The organism is Brevibacterium sp. 239c (assembly GCF_900169365.1).
GTDB lineage: Bacteria > Actinomycetota > Actinomycetes > Actinomycetales > Brevibacteriaceae > Brevibacterium.
Genome location: NZ_FXZH01000011.1, coordinates 92,429 through 111,430 on the forward strand (window position 1 = coordinate 92,429; position 19,002 = coordinate 111,430).

Annotated in this window: 15 protein-coding genes and 1 pseudogene; 7 read left to right on the forward strand and 9 right to left on the reverse strand. The window is 61.0% G+C overall.

The annotated features are described in order from the left end of the window. Nucleotides 1-27: 27 nt before the first annotated feature. Nucleotides 28-1,827: a multicopper oxidase domain-containing protein gene (locus BSP239C_RS11725; RefSeq protein WP_219618890.1), complete on the reverse strand. Its 1,800-nt coding sequence runs from the start codon at nucleotides 1,825-1,827 to the stop codon at nucleotides 28-30. A gap of 74 nt (nucleotides 1,828-1,901) precedes the next feature. On the opposite strand from BSP239C_RS11725, the pseudogene BSP239C_RS11730 reads away from it, so the two are divergent. The 4 genes and pseudogenes from BSP239C_RS11730 to BSP239C_RS11745 form a co-directional block, all read left to right on the forward strand. Continuing rightward, a pseudogene (locus BSP239C_RS11730) lies at nucleotides 1,902-2,470 on the forward strand (IS630 family transposase); the annotation flags it as partial. 317 nt (nucleotides 2,471-2,787) lie between these two features. Then, nucleotides 2,788-3,003: a hypothetical protein gene (locus tag BSP239C_RS11735; protein WP_180958995.1), complete on the forward strand. Its 216-nt coding sequence runs from the start codon at nucleotides 2,788-2,790 to the stop codon at nucleotides 3,001-3,003. A gap of 97 nt (nucleotides 3,004-3,100) precedes the next feature. After that, the gene (locus tag BSP239C_RS11740; protein WP_101573047.1) at nucleotides 3,101-4,351 is read left to right on the forward strand and encodes a DNA cytosine methyltransferase; all 1,251 of its coding nucleotides are present in this window, start codon (nucleotides 3,101-3,103) and stop codon (nucleotides 4,349-4,351) included. After that, the gene (locus BSP239C_RS11745; RefSeq protein ID WP_101573049.1) at nucleotides 4,348-5,493 is read left to right on the forward strand and encodes a hypothetical protein; all 1,146 of its coding nucleotides are present in this window, start codon (nucleotides 4,348-4,350) and stop codon (nucleotides 5,491-5,493) included. The genes BSP239C_RS11740 and BSP239C_RS11745 overlap by 4 nt, the downstream gene beginning before the upstream one ends. A gap of 231 nt (nucleotides 5,494-5,724) precedes the next feature. Here the strand turns inward: BSP239C_RS11745 and BSP239C_RS20480 are convergent, their stop codons facing one another. Together BSP239C_RS20480 and BSP239C_RS11750 are read right to left on the reverse strand one after the other, a co-directional pair. Next, a complete protein-coding gene (locus BSP239C_RS20480) occupies nucleotides 5,725-6,102 on the reverse strand; it encodes a hypothetical protein (protein ID WP_145997440.1) in 378 nt (125 codons plus the stop codon). 69 nt (nucleotides 6,103-6,171) lie between these two features. After that, nucleotides 6,172-6,651: a hypothetical protein gene (locus BSP239C_RS11750; protein WP_101573050.1), complete on the reverse strand. Its 480-nt coding sequence runs from the start codon at nucleotides 6,649-6,651 to the stop codon at nucleotides 6,172-6,174. Between the two features lie 26 nt (nucleotides 6,652-6,677). On the opposite strand from BSP239C_RS11750, the gene BSP239C_RS11755 reads away from it, so the two are divergent. Further along, on the forward strand, nucleotides 6,678-7,712 hold the full coding sequence (locus BSP239C_RS11755) for a serine/threonine-protein kinase (RefSeq protein ID WP_101573052.1): 1,035 nt from the start codon (nucleotides 6,678-6,680) through the stop codon (nucleotides 7,710-7,712). 519 nt (nucleotides 7,713-8,231) lie between these two features. Here BSP239C_RS11755 and BSP239C_RS11765 read toward each other — a convergent pair. Beyond that, nucleotides 8,232-9,707: an amino acid permease gene (locus tag BSP239C_RS11765; protein ID WP_101573054.1), complete on the reverse strand. Its 1,476-nt coding sequence runs from the start codon at nucleotides 9,705-9,707 to the stop codon at nucleotides 8,232-8,234. 74 nt (nucleotides 9,708-9,781) lie between these two features. After that, nucleotides 9,782-10,783, reverse strand: a complete 1,002-nt coding sequence (locus BSP239C_RS11770; RefSeq protein ID WP_101573056.1) for a GNAT family N-acetyltransferase — start codon at nucleotides 10,781-10,783, stop codon at nucleotides 9,782-9,784. Between the two features lie 46 nt (nucleotides 10,784-10,829). Between BSP239C_RS11770 and BSP239C_RS11775 the strand changes: the two genes are divergently transcribed. Continuing rightward, nucleotides 10,830-11,639, forward strand: coding sequence for a purine-nucleoside phosphorylase (locus BSP239C_RS11775; protein WP_101573058.1), 810 nt, complete (start codon nucleotides 10,830-10,832; stop codon nucleotides 11,637-11,639). A gap of 102 nt (nucleotides 11,640-11,741) precedes the next feature. Then, nucleotides 11,742-13,610: a phospho-sugar mutase gene (locus BSP239C_RS11780; protein ID WP_101573060.1), complete on the forward strand. Its 1,869-nt coding sequence runs from the start codon at nucleotides 11,742-11,744 to the stop codon at nucleotides 13,608-13,610. Between the two features lie 659 nt (nucleotides 13,611-14,269). Here the strand turns inward: BSP239C_RS11780 and bioD are convergent. From bioD to bioB, 4 genes are read right to left on the reverse strand one after another with little or no spacing between them, the layout of a single operon-like run. Continuing rightward, nucleotides 14,270-15,037, reverse strand: coding sequence for a dethiobiotin synthase (bioD, locus tag BSP239C_RS11785; RefSeq protein ID WP_219618892.1), 768 nt, complete (start codon nucleotides 15,035-15,037; stop codon nucleotides 14,270-14,272). Then, a complete protein-coding gene (locus tag BSP239C_RS11790) occupies nucleotides 15,034-16,167 on the reverse strand; it encodes an aminotransferase class I/II-fold pyridoxal phosphate-dependent enzyme (protein WP_101573062.1) in 1,134 nt (377 codons plus the stop codon). Before BSP239C_RS11790 ends, bioD begins: the two co-directional genes overlap by 4 nt. Further along, on the reverse strand, nucleotides 16,164-17,498 hold the full coding sequence (gene bioA / locus BSP239C_RS11795) for an adenosylmethionine--8-amino-7-oxononanoate transaminase (protein ID WP_101573064.1): 1,335 nt from the start codon (nucleotides 17,496-17,498) through the stop codon (nucleotides 16,164-16,166). Before bioA ends, BSP239C_RS11790 begins: the two co-directional genes overlap by 4 nt. Continuing rightward, on the reverse strand, nucleotides 17,491-18,744 hold the full coding sequence (bioB, locus tag BSP239C_RS11800) for a biotin synthase BioB (protein ID WP_374701029.1): 1,254 nt from the start codon (nucleotides 18,742-18,744) through the stop codon (nucleotides 17,491-17,493). The genes bioA and bioB overlap by 8 nt, the downstream gene beginning before the upstream one ends. Nucleotides 18,745-19,002: the final 258 nt, after the last annotated feature.

The following is a 19,002-nucleotide window of genomic DNA, read 5'->3' on the forward strand; positions in this document are numbered from 1 at the left end:
CGGGCTTGAAGATCCGGGCCCGGCATTTCACTTACTGACATCGACCATTCCGTGGGCTCCCCGCTCGGCGTCGACCATCTTGTGGGAGACGAACGGGTAGTGTCCAGCCTCGGCGAATTCGAGTTCGACGAACCCACCCTGTGCGGCTTCGAGGTCGAGAGTCTGGCTTGCCCCCTTCTCGGAATTGTCGGGGCGGAGCACGTATGCGCCTTCCTTATAGACGGTGTCGAACTGTCCGCCGATGATGTGGAAGGCACTCGATCGGTTCGGACCGACGTTGAGCACCCAGATCCGCACCCGCTCTCCGACGTGAGCGGTGAGCGGTTCATGGTCGTACTGGCTGGCGAAGCCGTTGAAGACCACGGCGTCGGGTTCTTCCCGACGCACCTTCTCTGAGTCGACGACCCCGCCCTGGGGTCCGAGGTAGAACTCGGATTGGACGAACACGAATTCCTTGTCCACGGCCGGCAGCTCGGGTGGATCGATGATGACGGCACCGAACATGCCATTGGCGATGTGGGATGACATCGGCATGGTCGCGCAGTGGTACATCCAGATGCCGGAGTGGGTGGCTTTGAACGTGTAGGTGAGTGACTTCCCGGGCGCGATCGTGCGCATCGGCTTGTCCGGGGCCAGCTCACCGGCGTGGAAGTCGATCGAGTGCCCCATCGACCCGTCGTTGACCAGGGTGATTTCGAAGACGTCGCCGACCTTGCCGCGCAGGGTCGGCCCGGGCATGGTGTCGTTGAACAGCCACAGTTTCTGCCTGACGTTCGCGGCCACCACCTGTTCGACCTCGGTGACGGTGAAGATCTCCTTGTGGGTCGTGCCTCCCGGTGCGGGTGGCAGTTCAGCGTCCTGTGCGCTGAAGTCCTTGCCCGGATCGGCCATGAAGTCCAGGCCCGAGGCCGCCGAGGCTGTGCCCTCATTCGCGGCATCATCGCCGGTGGATTGCGCAGAGTCGTGATCCATTCCCGGCATCGCATCCGCCGATCCCCCATCTGCGGCATCATTGTCGCCTGCGTCCCTGGTGGCTGCGGCGCCGGTGGCGTTGACGGTGAAGACCATGCCCATCTGCTTATGGCCGGCGATCGAGCACCACCCATCGATATCGGAGCCGATGATGCCGACGTCCAGGCTCGTCGACTCCCCCGGTGCAAGCCTGCCGCTGTCGTGCCCATCGGCGAGCACGAGGTCGTGGACATCCTCATCATCCGTGTTCTTCAGGTCGATGATCAATCGGTTGCCCGCGGGCACATCGACGCTCGCCGGGGTGAAGCGCATATCTTTGGCTTCGACGCTCACGCGCGTCGTCTCACCTGTGGCGGCCACTCCCGCCGAGGTGGATGAGGCGTTGATCGCAGTCGTGGCACTCGGGTCAAGGGCGACGCCGCCGGCAACGGCGAACAGCACCGCTGCCACACCTGCTGCTGCGAGGCCCAGACTGTTTCGGTTCTCCTGCTTCTGCTGGGCCGCGCGCTCTTCCTTCGTCGCACGAACCTGGGCCTTCCGGTTGCCCGTCACGGGTTCGGGCGGGTTCTTCTTCGCCCGTCGTGAGGCCCTGATTCCGCGGAAGATCAGGGGCAGGAACGCAGCCAGGCCCAGCGCCACCAGTCCAGAGCACAGCACGCGGACCCAGCTGGGAACCGGGAGCAGGCAGATCGCCAGCCCGAGGTTGATGATCGTGATCCGCAGCGCACCGAAACGCGCGAACTCAGTGTTGGCGGCACGCACTGCGGCCGGTCCCCCGCCGAGGACGACCGGGAGGAGATAGGACAGCGCCCCGAAGAGCACCTGGGCGGTGAACCCGGCAGCCAAGGCGGGCACCAGCCACGTGAAGCCTTGCGTAGCTTCGGCCCAGGTGGCGGAGGTGAAGAAGACCCAGGTGGTGGCAATCAGGCAGATGTGTGGTGCTCAGTGTCGATGAAAAGTCCCAGATCCAGGCCCTGGACCGTACGGCACCGTTGTTGCCGATGCGCATGGGTGATGCCGAGAAGCGCACTCATGACTACCACCGACATGGAACCTCAACTCTGTTCGCCGCTCTTGAGGCCGCCACGGGACAGGTTACCGGCGCGGTGAAGCCTCGGCATCGGTGGCAGGAGTTTCTGTCGTTTCTCCGCCAGATCAATCGAGCATATCCGGATCAGGAGCTGCATTTGGTGATGGACAACGACGCTACTCACAAGACAGCCGAAGTGCGTCAGTGGCTGGACGAGCATCCGCGTTTCCATGTGCATTTCACCCCGACGTCAGGGTCGTGGCTGAGCCTGGTGGAGGTCTGGTTCGGCATCATCGATCGCCAAGCGATCAAGAGTGGGGTGTTCACATCGGTGAAGGATCTCAACGCGAAGATCCGAGCATTCATCACTGGGTGGAACAAACGCAAGCACCCTTCGTGTGGACAAAGACACCAGAGCAGGTGCTGGAAAAAGCGAAACCCAAAGCAACTTCAGAAACGCGACACTAGATACCGAAAAATAGCGCCACCGGCGGGAGATCAAGTCATCCCGCCGGTGGCGCGGTCTATGGTGCGCAGGCCCGTCGTCGCAGGCGGCTGCAATGGTGATGAGAATCTATACCCGAACACGCAAATGTGCAATGCGGATGCAGTGGTGTTCCGCCCCCTGGTCTTCACCTGAAACTACTCGCAGGGCATTCAGCTTTCTACACAGAGTTATCCACAGATTCGAGAAATTGCTGGATTCTTCAGTCGACTACAGATAGGTTAAAAACAAATCCAGCTGTTGGAAATGGGTTTCGTTTTCTGTCTGCCAGGGGTTCAATGTGGAAGCCACCGAGGTCATCAAGAGCGAAGTGCACAAGAGGATCAGGGACCTCGATGTGGACCCTCGCACCGATATGCAGCGCTCTCGCGAGGTCATTCGCACGGTCATCTCCGAGTATGACGAGCGCAGTCTGGTCGCGGATCTTCCGCCGATAGAAGATAAGGAGGCGACGATCCGATCGCTCGACAATCAACCCTCCGGATTCGGCATGTAGAGAGTATCCTCGGCCCCTTGTCCGCGGCGAGACCTCAGACCAAACTGGCGAGAGAAGAACGAGCTCGTAGGTAGGTAGGTTATGAGAGAATTGAGCTATGTCTGAAACTGAACCAGTTGTATGGTCGTTCTTCTCAGGAGCGATGGGCCTCGACCTGGGATTGGAAGCTGAGGGGTGGCGTCCCTCATTGGCCGTGGAGATGGAACCTAAATTCTGCGCGACTATTCGAAATAACCGTCCAGACATCCAAGTAGTCGAATCTGATGTCGCTGACCTAACTGGCGCAGGGCTCAAAAAACTGTGTGACGTGAATGAAGTGGACGTAATGGTAGGTGGTCCTCCTTGCCAGAGCTTCTCTACCGGTGGAAATCGTGCCGCTTTGAACGACCCTCGAGGCAACGCCATATTCGAGTACTTACGACTAATAGCAGAGACACAACCACGCCTTTTCGTGCTTGAGAATGTGGCAAACCTCGTTACTGCTGCCGCACGTCACCGTCCGATCGCTGCGCGCCCGGGAAATTCCTGGAACCTGTCGTCATACAGTGCGAGTCAATCAGCACTATTCGATATTGACAGCGAGTTTCCGCCTCTCGAACCTGACGAGCTATCCGGGAGCGCAATTCGATACCTGTTGGACACCGTCATAGCGGATCTCGGCTATCAGGTCCGCTTCGCGGTTTTAGACTCAGCCAACTATGGGGCACCGCAGAAGCGCCTACGGTTCGTGATGGTCGGTTCTCGCGATGGAGTCCCTCCGGAATTCATACAACCTACGCATGGAACCGGGGAACGCCCGCTAGTGACAGTAGCGGATGCTATTAGTGATCTTGAGAAAAACCCGGGTCCTGGAGCCCTCTATACGGAGATTACGCGAGGCTATTTCGATCTCGTCCCAGAGGGGGGCAACTGGCGCAACTTGCCTCACGAAGTCGCGGCCCTTGCAATGGGAGAACGGAGTCTTCGTGCCGGCGGGGGAAAGACAGGCTTCTTTCGTCGGCTCAGTTGGGACGGGCAGTCCCCGACAATCACCGGCAAAGCTAACCGCAAAGGATCTGCCATGTGTCATCCATCGGAAAGCCGACCGCTGTCGGTACATGAGTGCGCCAGACTGCAAGGCTTCCCAGATTCGTGGAAAATCAATGGGTCCATCGCCGATCAATACACGCAAATCGGGAACGCTGTACCAGTTGCGCTCGGAAAAGCCATCGGCGCAACCATCAAACAGCCCGTAGTCAGGGGGGCACAACCGGACATTGACACAATGCTCACTGACGCAATCGAACTACTGCGAATGTCCGCAACAAACAAACGGCGACGCAGCGCCAAAGAAGTCATTACCAAATGACCTACCGCGACCGTCTCTCCGGACTGAACCCACGTGTCCTCACCCGAATCGACGAAACTCAACTCGAAGTCGATTGGATCCGTTCAGCAACGGCACAACAACTCCTAGATCTCGCGACTGATCAACTTGGCCTCAAGCCCCTCACGAACGTTGCGTTACCGCATCAGACCGCGCTTGAGCTCGGAAATCTGACTCGCGCCGAGCTATTCAACCTCCTAGAGCCACATTTCGACTCAGGTACCTCCACTGCAAAGGATCTCGCTGATCAAGTCCAGCTGTGCCGCGCGTTCGCAAACCCGAGGCAGGTTACACGCGAGGTAGCCAACTACGTTGAGGCCCAGGTGCAGAAGTTCCCGACCAAGGCTGACCATCTGCGCGTGGGCAGCAATGCAGGCGACGTGCTTGATCCATTCATACTTGCTGCAAACTTCGAATTACTCAGTGAACAAAGTCTCCAACAGACGATCGAACATACGGCATCTCACAAAGTACTTATGAAGATCGAAGATCTAGTTGGTCATCTCCACGAGAACGTGATTGGTGAGATGCGCGGTAATTTCCGCGTCCCCGAGCCTCAGGGCAAAGGCGGGAAAGAGAAAATGGACCCGCTTTTCAATCCCTTCCCAGGTGCGGACGTGGGTCAAGTTCCGCTATCTGAGAAACAAGCTGCGCTCCGTCTATTTCAGGTCAAAAGCAAAACTGGATCTGCGAAAGGCGGTGATGGGAAGCGCTTAGGCGACCAACTAATCGCACTCGAGGAAAGCTATTTCGCTGATACTTACTATGTCGCGATAGTCGGAAACACTCTTCGAGGGCACCGGTCACGTGGGGCAGTAGCAAAAGCCTCGCCTCGCACTGCCATTCTTGTCGGGTCGTCTGCTCTAAATGAACTGACACAATCAGCAGTGGGTGCAGAACTTCTCCTGCGCGTATACCAGCGGGCATTCCGGACAGCATCCGAGGAGACGGGGTACCGGTTCTCGGAACTTGCTGTAAATATGGCCGCTGATTTTGAAGAACGAGCGAATCTGCATGGTACAGATTTCTTGTCCGCCTGGCTGCACGATGCCGTCGATGGACCCTCAGAAGAACAGGACTCACGTCGGCAATCCAAGAAAACTCGCAGGCACAAACTAGAGTAGCCACGGGTGCCAAAAGATGGCGCGACCGAGTTTTAAAGAGTCGTTACGTTCATTCTTCGAGGATTTTGTTTCATTTTAGGTGGCGTTTCTTATGGTGTGACTCGTGCTCATATGCCAGAGCTCGTCACGAACCTTTACAGCGCGCGTCCTAGGATTGCCAACGATCCTAACTATAGATGCCGGTCAAAACTCAAGAATAGTGGCGTAAAAGGCTTCCCCCGTGCACTAGCCTCAAAGACACAAACTGCTCGTGTTGCTATCCACGTCGTCTGTCAAAAATACCGGTCTAACTTGAGTTGCACCCAGACGAATAGCAAGCTCAATCTTGAAGTCAATTGCCACATTGCCCGCGACATAACCAGCTACAAGCAAAACATGCAACCCATCAAGCCGGGCAGAAGTATCAACCGTTTTGAGGTCTGAGTCTAAGCTAAGTGCCGCTCCGATAATGCGCTCCCCAGTTCGATCAACCGCCAGAAGATACCACTCGCCTCGTTGCGACTGATCAACAACATGTTGCGCCACAGCACTGAGCGAGGGCCCGGCGAGTGCACTGTTTTTTGTCTGCGCTCGATAGACCTGGCTAAGCAAACTCAACGAATTGGCCACGCTTACAGTATTGCGTGAAACCTGCAATAGCGGAACCACCCAAGCCTGTGTGTTGCGGCAAAACAGATACTAACGGTTGGCAACGAGCCCAGAAAGTGCCGCGGCAGTTGCTTCGCTGAACTTGCCACCTTTAATCTCGCTTGCGACCCTATCAAGATCAGCTTTATTGGTACCGTAATCCGACCCGCACTCTCTGCCGTTGCGGATCGTAGTACCGGCTACCAGCTGCTGGGCCGAACTCGTCAGGGCCCCCTCCATGAGCAGACGCATACGGGGACCTTCTGTGTTTGTTGGGCGAGCGGGTCGGTCGGCTCGCCGCACTGTGACGACATCTGGCTTCAGTCCTCGCAGACGACCAGAAAAGTTCTTGGCACAATCACCAAGCATGTTCGCCATCTCGTCCACGCCACTATTGATTTCAAACGTGGCCTCAACTCGTACATTTGAGACGTCAAGAGCCACGTCTCGATCTCCGTCATCATTTAAAACCACGACGGTCGTATCTAACCGATTCTTCTTGACCTTCACTGCAAGTCCCATAGCGCGCATACTTCAATTATGCCTACTATAGTCAGATGACGCACCCCAGTCCCCCTGCAATCATCGCCGAAAGATACGAAGTACTCCGAAAAATTGGCGAGGGCAGTTTTGGCGAAGTATACGAAGTATACGACCATAATATGCGACAGACGAGCGCATTGAAATTGTTGAAACGAACCTCAAAAAACATCTGGGAGGAAGCCCAGATTTTGCAATCGGTCGCCGGAGAACATGTGCTTCAGGTACGTAATGCCGATCTTGTCTTGGGGCAACCTTACATTGTGACTGCGGTCGCGACACATGGCACGATCGCGGAGCAGATAACACCAAACGTCGGAGTTCGCGTCGAGAAAGCTGTTCGGTGGGGACGGCAGTCCTGCCAGGGTGTCGCACGCTTGCATGATCTTGGCCTCTTGCACAGAGACCTAAAGCCGGAAAACATCTTCTTAGATGATCGAGGTGATGCGCTCATAGGCGACCTGGGGCTTTCCCAACTGCAAAACTCAGGCGGCTATGCAGAGGCTGGTGGCAGTCCGCCCACCATGGCACCAGAAGTAGCCGCCGGGTTCACAAATAATACCCGGGAGTGCTACACAGCACGCAGCGACGTATTCAGTCTTGGTGCTAGCTTGTATTGGATGTTAGCAGGTAGCCCGGCACTACCGTCCATGTCAGTTCAGGCAATAGCATTCACTCACGTACCAGACATTTGGAACCCTGCACCACATTTGCCTAAGGCACTACGGGATCTCGTCAACAGAGCTGTCCACTTCGACGCTTCCCAGCGCCCTTCTTCACCAGCAAATTTGGATGCTTCGCTTGCTAGTCTCAAAAGGATGAAGCGAGCGTGGAACCGGATCCCTCCACACTCCGGTCATCAAGACTGCTTTGAAGGCGAAAAATCCGGCTCCACTTCAGTTTCTGTCTGTGTTTCCGATATCGCTGGTGGTGCAAGCTCTGTGATTGACGTGCATCACCGAACATCAGGGCGCAAGCTGAAGGAACATTGTCGCCAAGTACCTTCAAGCGAAATTGGCCCCAAATTGCGTTCCATCTTCAGGAATGTTTGACCACCTATAGATGTCAGCCCTGAATGTCTCGATGGGCAGTCGAATGAAGAATAGGTCACACTTTCGATCAGATTCTCTAGTGGTCTGCTTCGATCTCGACCGACATGGATTCTCGAGTATAAGTTTCAGTTTCTCGGCCTATTGAATATGTGGCCTGCCGCCAAATCCGTAGGCTTCTGCATTTGCTCCGAACCATCTGTCGACAGAACATCGGTCGCGATTTGGTACACAACCAAACTGTCAGCTCGGGGCATGAGGATGCTCACTTGAACTCTGTCCACACCTCAAGTTGAGTGGCTGTCCGCAGGATGTCCCAGAGTGTCTCGTAACGGTAGAGTTCGTTCGCCTGTCCCGCTTCCACGAGGCGGTCAGCCAGTGCAGAAATCACTGGCATGCCACTTGTGACTTCGAGGACGACGTCTGCGTTGACGGAGAGTCGGGCCAGAACGTCGCCAGAAGGCCGCGCGCGAGCCTGGTCTCGGTGGAGTTAGCCTGATCAATCGCGATTCGAGCTGGCGATCAGTCAGTACTCGCGTTGTGCCTGCCTGCACGCAGTGGCTCGGTGTGGTCGATGAGCTGGTAGGGTCGGCGGCCCTCACCTCGGACGAAGGCGACGTAGGCCAGCCACAGCGCCGCGACCCAGAGAAGACCCACCCACAGTGCCGGACGGGAATCAGGCACGATTCCGACCATGACGATGACGAAGCCGATGAACGCCACCGTAGCCCAGGACCCCACGGGCCACAGCGGCATCGGGAACTCACTGCGCAGTCGGTTCTCCTGCACCAGGACCCGTTTCATCCGAATATGAGCGGCGAGAATGACCAGCCACACCAGCACCGTCGCAAATGTTGCCAAGGCGCCGAGCAGGAACAGTGCCTGGTCGGGGTAGAGATAGTTGAGGAGCACCCCGACGAGCAGTGCCACGATCATCGTGATCACCGTCATCACCGGGACCCCGTTGCGCGTGGTGTGGGCGAAGGAACGCGGCGCCTGCCCTTGTTCTGCCAGACCGTGGAGCATCCGACCGGCACCGAAGATATCGGCGTTGATGGCCGAGAGCGCCGCCGTGATGAGCACAACCTGCAGGATTGCAGCTGCCGCACTGAAGCCGACCGAGTCGAAGATCGCGACGAAGGGACTGATCTCCGAGGTGATCTGGTTCCAGGGCAGGATGCACATGATCACGCCGAGGGTGAGCACATAGAAGAGCAGGATACGTACCGGCACCGAGTTGATGGCGGCCGGCAGCACCTTCTTCGGGTTCTGTGCTTCACCGGCAGTGACTCCGATGATCTCGATGCCGCCGAAGGCGAACATCACGATCGTGAACGATGAGAGAAGCCCCCAGAATCCGTGCGGGAACGCTCCGCCGTGGTCGAACAATGCACGCGGACCCATCTGATCGTGGTCGGCGATGCCGAAGCCGAAGATGATGATGGCCACTCCGGCCGCGATGAGTGCGATGATCGCGACGATTTTGATGAGCGCGAACCAGAACTCCAGCTCACCGAATACCTTGACGCCGATCATATTGATTGCGGCAATGAAGAGCACCACGGCCAGCACCCAGATCCAGCGCAGTACTCCAGGGAACCAGAAGCCCATGTACACGCCGACGGCGGTGGCATCGAAGACTGCGACAAGGACCATCTCGAAGACGAAGGTCCAGCCGACGAGAAAACCGGCGAATGGGTGGAGATAGCTCGATGCGAATTGGCCGAAGGATCCTGAGACGGGGTGGCGGACGAGCATTTCGCCCAGCGCACGCATCACCATGAAGACGGCGGCACCGCCGATGATGTAGGCCAACAGAACGGACGGACCTGCGGTCTGGATCGACTCCGAGGACCCCATGAACAGCCCTGTCCCGATGGCCGACCCCAAGGCCATGAAGCGAATGTGCCGGGCGGTCAGCCCCCTGCGTAGGCCCACGTTCTCTGTGTGATTGTCATGGGTCGTCGCCTCTCCGCTCCCACTGTCGGCTGAAGACATGGGTGTCCTACTTTCTCTCAAATTCTCCCGGCAAGCCGGCCCCAGACATTGTGCACCCTCGGTGCAACGTCGGCTCAGCGAGCGTCGGTGGGAGGTCTCGTGAGAGTTTCGTAGCGGTAGAGTTCGGTGGCCTGTCCCGCTTCGACGAGTCGGTCGGCCAGAGCGGAAACCACTGGCATGCCACTCGTGACTTCGAGGACGACGTCGGCATCGACGGAGAGTCGGGCGAGGAGGAGTTCGGCATCGGCGACCGCTGCCTTGAACAGCTCACTCGTGGTGTCGGCAGCTTCCTCGCGAGTTTCGAACATCGACCCGATGATGAGCTCGGTGGGTGCCTCTTCGTCATCACCTGGTGCCGGCATCGCGTCCGTGATCTCGGCGCCTGACTGGTCGGCTTCGCGGGCGTAGGAGACGGCGAAAGCGCTCAGTCCTGCGTCCTCGGCAGCTCCAGCGTCACCGTTGAGCAATGCCGCACCATGGGCGCCGACTGCTTCGGAGAGGAACGCATTGTTGACCTGACCGATCGTCAGAGGACCGACAGCATCGTCCTTGTTCACAGCCGTGTACCAGGCGAGGAACGCCTTCGTCAGCTTCACCGAACCAGTGGCCACGATCTCGAGATCCTCGGCACGTCCGCCACCGCTGGGAGGCAGAGCGCCGGCGGCAACCTTGATCACCCGTGTCGTCGTCAGAGGCGTGAAGCCGAGTGCCTGCGCGAATCCGGCGCCCGGGCTGCCGGCCTGCACACGTGTGCGCAGGTCAAGTCCTTCCAGCGCGGTGCCCACGGTCTCGGCACAGACGGCTTCGAAGAGTTCCCGTCCCTGACCATGGCCCTGTTCTTCGCTCGCGACCTCAACATGGACCCATGCCCGATGGGGGTGCAGCGGGGACTCCGCAATCGCGGCGGCACCGACGGGAACCTCAGCGACCACCTCGGCGATGACGGACCGCAGCAGGGGCGAATCCGAGGATGGACGGAACAGGGACCTGGCCATATGAGCGGCCGGCGTATCGGCGTCGGCGAACACCTCGTTCAACCGCAGGTCGTCACCTTCGGTCAGGTCTCTGATCGGCATTGTGTGCGCTCCTTGAACGGGTCGATAACTTGATAATCTTGGCGTCATGACTGACTTAAGCGATCCTACCGCCGCCGCCCGCGCCGCGGCCACGACCATCAACTCCAAAGCCGGCATCGAGGCCCATGACATTGCTCTCGTTCTCGGCTCGGGATGGGGCGGGGCAGCCGAGCTCCTCGGCGAGACGATCAGCGAGATCCCTGCCTCCGAGGTCCCCGGCTTCCACGCTCCCGCCGTCGAAGGACACGGAGCCACCCTGCGCACGATCCGGATCGAAGCCAGCGGCAAGCACGCCCTCGTCCTGGGCTCTCGCACCCACTACTACGAAGGCAAGGGCGTGCGCGCCGTGGCCCACGGCGTCCGCACCGCCGCTGCCGCCGGATGCGCCAGCCTCGTGCTGACCAACGGCTGTGGCGGACTCAACCGCAACTGGGTCGCCGGCACCCCGGTCCTCATCTCCGACCACATCAACCTCACCGGCACCTCCCCCATCGAAGGCGCGAACTTCGTTGACCTCACCGACCTGTACTCCCCGCGCATGCGAGCCATCGCGAGGGACATCGACCCCAGCCTCGACGAAGGTGTCTACGCCCAGTTCCGCGGGCCCCACTACGAGACCCCCGCCGAGGTGCGCATGGCAGGAGTCCTCGGCGCCGACCTCGTCGGAATGTCGACCTCGTTGGAGGCCATCGCCGCACGTCAGGCCGGTATGGAACTGATGGGCATCTCCCTGGTGACGAACCTCGCCGCCGGCATCCAGGAAACACCGCTCTCCCACGCAGAGGTCATCGAGGCCGGAGTCGCGGCAGCCCCACGCATCTCCGGGCTGCTCGCCGACATCGTCGCGAGACTCTGAGCACTTCCAGCGTTCCTTTCACCAATCGCATTCCCCTCCCCAACGGGGGCTCACCCGTTCCGACAGCACTCCTTTCACCAACAGCACTGGACAAGGACAGACATGACCGATGTAGCCGATCGCTTCACCAACGGATTCGACGCCGGCATCGTCGAGGCGTGGATTGCCGATGACCCCGATCAGCAGACCGCAACCACGCTGAGCAACATCCTGGCCTCAGCGAAGTCCGGTGACGAGGCGGCATTGGCCGACCTGGAGGATCGCTTCGCCGGCCCCCTGGAGTTTGGAACGGCGGGCCTGCGCGGAGAGATCGCCGCCGGACCCAACCGGATGAACCGTGCTGTCGTCATTCGTGCCGCCGCCGGGCTCTCTCGTTTCCTGCAGAACACCGTGGGCGAGGGATTCACCGTCGTCATCGGCTGCGATGCTCGCTACAAGTCCTCCGACTTCGCAGCCGACACCGCCGCCGTTGTCACAGCCGCCGGTGGAACGGCCATCCAGTTGCCTGATCAGCTGCCCACCCCACTATTGGCATTCGCCCTGTCTCATTTGAAAGCCGATGCCGGGGTCATGGTCACGGCGTCCCACAACCCGCCAGCGGACAATGGCTACAAGGTCTACCTCGGTCAGCGTCCGTTGCAGTCCATCGAGTCAGACCTAAGTGCTGCTGAAGCAGGTGCCGGTGCGCAGATCGTCAGTCCCGCCGATGCTCTCATCGCCGAACAGATCGCGGCCGTGTCATCCGTAGCCTCGGTGCCGCGAGCCGAATCCGGGTGGGAGCACCTGGATGAGACGATCGTCGAGACCTACCTGGCTCGCATCGTTGCCCTGGATGTACGTGCGAGTGCTGATCTGAGCATCGTGCACACCTCCCTGCACGGAGTCGGAGCCTCCGTCGCCGAGGCGGCCCTGGCCCGCACCGGTTTCACGAACGTGCATCCAGTTCCGTCCCAACAGGCACCCGACCCGGACTTCCCGACGGTGGCCTTCCCAAACCCCGAAGAGGCCGGTGCCCTCGATGAGTCGTACGCCCTGGCCAAGGAGGTCGGCGCCGAACTCATCATCGCCAATGACCCGGATGCCGACAGGTTCTCCGCAGCCATCCCGGATGCTTCGCTTGCCGCCGGCTACCGGCAGCTCTCCGGCGACGAGGTGGGCCTCCTCCTCGGCGAGGACATCGCAACCCGTCTGGCACAGGGCACCCATCATTCGACGCACGAAGACATCGCCGGCAGCGCCACGGCTTCCGGAGACGTTGACGCCGCGTCGCCGATATTCGCGAACTCGATCGTCTCCTCCCGAGGCCTAGCGGCGGCCGCTGCAAGCCACGGGCTCACAGCGAAGAACACACTCACGGGCTTCAAGTGGATTTCCCGTGCCCCAGGCCTGGTCTTCGGCTACGAAGAGGCCCTGGGCTACTGCGTCGACCCAAGCGCGGTCAGGGACAAGGACGGAATCTCCACGGCCGTGACTTTTGCTGCGCTGACCTCACGCCTCAAGGAATCGGGTTCGAGCATCGATGCCGAACTCGACCGGATCCGCAACCGCGACGGATACTTCGCGACCGCACCCTTAAGCTTCCGCCTCGACGACGTGTCGCTCATTGCCGCGGCCATGGCGAAGCTGCGGGAGAACCCGCCGACTACCCTGGCCGGCTCCCCGGTCACCGAGGCCCATGACCTGTCGCAGGGTTACGACGGTCTGCCTCCCACCGATGGCATTCTGCTGCTTTCCGAGGCGAACTCACGGGTGATCGTCCGCCCCTCGGGCACCGAACCGAAACTCAAGTGCTACCTCGAGGTCGTCGCCGATCCCGAGGGGCTCTCTGCGGCTGCGGCCGCCGATCAACGGGCAGTGGCTGCTGCCGGGCTGAGAGTCTCCACAGCCTCGGCGAGTGCTGCTCTGAAGCCGGCGCTCAATGAACGACTGAAGTCGATCACCACCGAGCTCAAGGCGTTCTTCGGTCTCTGACCCGGCAGACGGCGTATAGGGAGCCTCAAGCCAATTCGTTCATTGCCCTTTCAGAATTTCGCGTCGAGCCATCGTCGATAGGCTGGCTCCTCGTTGAACAAATCGGCACCGAGCTAGACGGGCACTGAGTCAGATACCCAGAGCGCGAACTGTTCACCTGTCCCGGATGAGATGGCAAACAATACAAACCCTGATCAGGGTACGTGCCCCGAGTGTTGGGAGCGCCTCCACTGGTCCGGAAGCGACTGACCGCGCCAGACGAGCCCGCCCTGTGCCTCTTCGGCTTCAATTCACCGATGAGTACCGGAGCGGGGTGGGGATCGGATTTCAGTCTGGGTTCGAGTTCCCGGACATCCCACAATGTGGGCCTCGCTGCCCACAGCATTCCACCCAGGAGTCGTCTCAACTGGCCTGAGATGGCTGGTCTGTCAAGCCCCTTCAGACTGTGGTGATCTGTCCAGCTCCGTGAGTAGCCTCCCCCACCCGATCTCCCCCGGCCACAGCCTGGGGTAAGTGCCCGACGAATTTCTAGGCTGTCCGTCCCCCGGTCAGGATGGCTGCTGCTCCAATGAGATTGAATGCAATGAAGGCCAGCGCCGGTACAGAAATTGGCTCGAAACTGCCTGACACACGTTAGAAGCAGCACAGCCATATCTGAGTCACCAAGGCAGATGGAGCCAGCCGGGTGCTTGTGCAGTGAACTCGCCGCGCCCGAGGCGTTGACCGGATCCCGCGGGAACTGCACCGAGGATGGGGGCAATAGCGGACAGCGCGCAGCGATTGTCACGGTCGACCGGCGGCGCAGGCTCGGGCCACGAACCAATGATGATGCCGGTGACCGAAATCTGCCGACTCTCGAGCGCTTCGGCGGTCAGAGCGGTGTGGTTGAGGGTGCCCAGGCGTGAGCGGGCGACGATGACGGCACCGATGGAGTCTCTGTCGGCCGATAGGCAGGCGGCGACGTCGGCGGCGGTGTGGCCTCCGAAGTCGACGAGCACTCCCCCTGCACCTTCGATGAGGACGTGATCAGCACTGGTGTGTTCGGCAACGGTGCGGATGAACTCTGCATGCTCGGCTGGGCTGGGCAGGATCGAGGCTGCGTCGGTAGTGGAAGACATGGATCCGGCCGACTCCACGCGGGCAGCTGGAAGCGGAGCCATCGGCAGACGCAGCGTGATGTTCGTGAACGTATGGATTCCGGTCAGCCTAGCGACGATCTGGGCGTCGGATTCGGTGACGACATCGCTGTAGTCGGCTTCAAGCTGCTCGCGCTGAGGATCGTCAGGGCTGATGTGCCCCGTCTGGATCGGCTTGCACATGACGACCCGCCGCCCGGCAGCTGTCAGCGCTGCAGCCAGCGCCGCGGTAGCGGTAGTCTTGCCGACGCCGGTGTCCGTTCCCGTGACGAGCAGGCAGCGCGGAATCACCCTGCTGCCGCCGAAACGCAAGCGTCGGTAATCGCGCGGATCCGCTCACAGGCATAGGCCAGCTCATCAGGGTTCAGACCCGCACGCGCGGTCGGCCGCACCCGCGTGATTCCGTCAGGAACCGATGGCGGGCGGAAGCAGCCGACAAGGATCCCCTCCTTGCGCAGCAGAGCGCGGACTCGGACTCCGGATTCAGGAGTCGGCATCGGCACTGAGAGCACAGCGCCGGCAGGAATCGGCACCTCAAGCGCGGTTGCGAGTTCGGCGCGCGCAGCTGCCATGGATGCCACTCTGTCGCGAGTGATGAGACCAAGCGCTGCATGGGCGGCTGCCGCGTTGGCCGGTGCGAGACCGGTGTCGAAGATGAAGGAGCGTGCAGTGTTGACGGCGGCATCGCGGATGAGCTCGGATCCCAGCAGTGCTCCTCCCTGGGAGCCGAGCGACTTCGACAGGGTCGCGGTGACGACGAGCCGATCGCGGTGTTCTGCCAGGTCTGCGGCGGCGCCCATACCGCTGTGTTCCTCGACACCGGCCACGCCGATTCCGTGGGCCTCGTCAACGAGCAGCAGAGCATCATAGCGGGCGCAGAGTTGAAGCAGTCGCGGCAGATCGGCTGCGTCGCCGAGGACGGAGTAGACCGATTCGACGATCACGAGCGCCTCGGCCTGCTCACGATCGGCCAAGGCGGTTTCGACGGCGGTCGGATCGTTGTGGGTAACGACGGCTAACGAAGCCTTCGTCAGGCGACAGGCGTCGATCAGTGAGGCGTGGTTATGGGCGTCGGAGACGATGAGGGTGTCCGGCCCGGCCAATGTGGTGACTGCGGCGATGTTGGCCAGATAACCGCTTGAGAACGTCACACATGCCGGGTGGCGCAGCCGTTCGGCCAGCGCGGCCTCGAGCCGGTGATGGGCGCCCGTTGTCCCGGTGACGAGGCGAGACGCCCGGGCTGAGGTGCCATAGCATTGGGTCGCGTCGATCGCCGCCGCACGTACGATCGGGTGCTGTGAAAGGCCGAGGTAATCGTTGGAGGCGAGGTCGAGTCCGTTGAGCACCAGATCATTGCGGCCCATATCGGTGGCCCTGCGGCGTTCGGCTGCAGCGGCAAGGCGAGAGGCAATGACGTTCACTGCAGATCTCTTTCGGAGTGTGCCGCAGCGGCAGCCACCATCGCCGTGGTGATCGTCGCTATCGTCTCCGGAGTCGAAATGTAGGGCGGCATCGTGTAGATGTGCTGCCGGAAGGGCCGCAGCCACACGCCGTGCTCGGCGGCGATGCGCGTGGTGAGTCCGACATCGACCGGGCGGTCGAGTTCGATGACGCCGATGCCACCGGTCACACGCGCCTCGGTGACGTGTGCCAGCTCTCGAACCGGGGAGAGACCGGATTCGAGGGTCGGAGAGATACGGGCGATGGCCTGCTCCCAGCCGCTCGTATCATCGGCGAAAAGCAGTCCGACCGAGGCGGTGGCTGCCGCGCAGGCCAGCGGATTGGCCATGAAGGTCGGTCCGTGCATGAGCGCCCGGTGGGAGGAGGCGGTGATGACCTCGGCTATCGGGCCGCTGCACATGAGGGCTGCCAGCGTAAGATAGCCGCCGGTCAGCGCTTTGCCCAGGCACATGACATCCGGGGTGATGCCGGCCGACCGGCAGGCGAAATCGGCGCCGGTGCGTCCGAATCCGGTGGCGATCTCATCGGCGATGAGCACGGCGTCGATCTCGTTGGCCAGTCGCCGGAGCGCCCACAAGGCGGCTGGGTGATAGGCGCGCATGCCGCCAGCGCCCTGAAAGAGAGGTTCAACGATGATACCAGCGAGTTCGGACCCATGCGCGTCGACGAGGTTCTCAGCCAGGACTACCCATGCATCGACTTCGGCGGTGGAAGCCTCCGGCAGCGGAGGACGCGGCAGGAACAGCTGAGAGGCCAGCAGCCCGGCGAAATCGGCGTGCATCCCGCCGACCGGATCGCACACGCTCATCGCTCCGCTCGTGTCACCGTGATAGGCGCCTTCGAGGGCGAGGAAGCGTCCGCGGTCACGTCCGCGAGCCTGTTGATACTGGATGGCGAGCTTGAGCGCGACTTCGACCGAGACCGAGCCTGAGTCGGCCAGGTAGACATGGTCGAGTCCGGCAGGTGTGACCGCGACGAGACGCTCGGCCAGGTCGACGGCCGGCCCATGAGTCAGACCGCCGAACATGACATGCGAGAACGAGCGAACTTGGGCTGTCAGTGCCGCGTCCATGACCGGGTGGCGGTAGCCGTGGACAACCGCCCACCACGAGCTCATTCCGTCCAGGAGCCGATGCGTCGTGCCGGACGCATCACACAGTTCCACATGGGGACCGGCTGCACCGGTGACTGAAAAATGCGCCCCAGAATCGAGCGGACCATAGGGGTGCCACAGGAGACCAGCATCCCTCTCCAGGGTACTTTGGGGGCCTGATCGTGCCGACTCAGGCATTGGGAGAAACCTCTGTGCCAGCACCGCGGCGACGGATCGTCGGAATCGTCACGCCCGAGTTGCCTGCCTCGTAACCGACAGGCGCCAGTGGTTTGCCGCACGGCAGTGTGCCGGCTGAGACTGGTACCGATGCAGCCTCGCTCGATGCGCCGGTGCCGGCAGCGAACGCACCTTCGCCGTTCGCGTGGCCGGGTGCTTCGCTGTCGAAGGCAGCGTGATGGGCTGCCCGGTGGGCCTTGAGCTCGTCACGCAGCTGCTGGGCACTCTCGGTGCCGACAATCTCGAACCCGCCATCGACGATCATGTCGAGATCCTCTTCGGCAGCCTGGCCCTCCGAAGTGAGGTAGTCGCCGAGGAACAGGGAATTGGCCACATTCAGCGACAGCGACTGCAGCGAACGCAGGTGCATTTCGCGGCCGCCGGCGATGCGCAGTTCGCGATCCGGGCACAGGAAGCGCACAGCGCACAGAATCCTCACACAGTGCTGCGGGGTCAACGTGTTGGTGCCCTCCAAAGGAGTGCCGTCGAAAGGGATGAGGAAGTTGACCGGGATCGAGTCGGAGTCGACAGCCTTGAGCGATTCGATCGCCTCGATGATCTGGTCGTTCGTCTCGCCCAAGCCGACGAGGAGTCCCGAGCATGGGGAGAGGCCGGCGCCGCGAGCCCTGTCGACGGTGTCGACCCGGTCGGCGAAGGTGTGCGTCGAGCAGATGTCGGCGTAGTGGGACTCAGCGGTGTTGAGGTTGTGGTTATAAGCATCGACTCCGGCCTCTTTGAGGCGCTGCGCCTGGCCATCCTTGAGGAATCCGAGACAAGCGCAGACCTCGACGTCGGGAGTGGCAGATTTGATTTCCTCAACCATTCCCGAGACGCGCTCGACATCCCGGTTCGACGGACCGCGGCCGGAAGCCACGAGACAGACGCGCGAGGCACCTCCGGCCAGGCCGAATTCCGCCTGGCGCTTGGCCTCTTCCTTGGGCAGCCAGGAATACTTGAGGATCTCCGCTTCGGAGCCTAGGCGCTGCGAACAATAGCTGCAGTCCTCCGGGCACAGCCCGGACTTGAGGTTGACGAGGTAGTTGACCTTGATGCGCTTGCCGAAGTGCTCGCGCCGCAGCCGGGCTGCGGCTGCGACGAGGTCGAGCAGATCCTCATTCGGGGACGACAGGATCGCGCGGGCATCGGAGGCAGTGGCCGGGGTGCCGGAGAGCACACTCTCGGCGAGTGACAAGTAGTTAACCATAATCCAATTATTGAACACCGTTCAGGAGAGAGCAAAATCGAGCTCTCCGGACGCAGCCGCATCCGCCACCTCCAGACGTCCTCCACCTTCGGAATGATCAATGGCCGGAAGAACGGCTTACAATGACACTTGAGCGCTTCGACGGACTCGTCACTTTCATCCCCTGGCTACGTGGCAGCACTCGACCCGGCACCCAGGTGAGCAAAGCGCCACTCGGCTCACCTCCGGTGGTGATAGTCTCCATCCGCCTGATGGCGTGGC

Coding starts and splice junctions, on each gene's coding strand:
- BSP239C_RS11740 (WP_101573047.1), top strand. CDS start 3,101: ATGTCTGAAACTGAACCAGTTGTATGGTCGTTCTTCTCAGGAGCGATG.
- BSP239C_RS11745 (WP_101573049.1), top strand. CDS start 4,348: ATGACCTACCGCGACCGTCTCTCCGGACTGAACCCACGTGTCCTCACC.
- BSP239C_RS11750 (WP_101573050.1), bottom strand. CDS start 6,651: ATGCGCGCTATGGGACTTGCAGTGAAGGTCAAGAAGAATCGGTTAGAT.
- BSP239C_RS11755 (WP_101573052.1), top strand. CDS start 6,678: ATGACGCACCCCAGTCCCCCTGCAATCATCGCCGAAAGATACGAAGTA.
- BSP239C_RS11765 (WP_101573054.1), bottom strand. CDS start 9,707: ATGTCTTCAGCCGACAGTGGGAGCGGAGAGGCGACGACCCATGACAAT.
- BSP239C_RS11770 (WP_101573056.1), bottom strand. CDS start 10,783: ATGCCGATCAGAGACCTGACCGAAGGTGACGACCTGCGGTTGAACGAG.
- BSP239C_RS11775 (WP_101573058.1), top strand. CDS start 10,830: ATGACTGACTTAAGCGATCCTACCGCCGCCGCCCGCGCCGCGGCCACG.
- BSP239C_RS11780 (WP_101573060.1), top strand. CDS start 11,742: ATGACCGATGTAGCCGATCGCTTCACCAACGGATTCGACGCCGGCATC.
- bioA (WP_101573064.1), bottom strand. CDS start 17,498: ATGCCTGAGTCGGCACGATCAGGCCCCCAAAGTACCCTGGAGAGGGAT.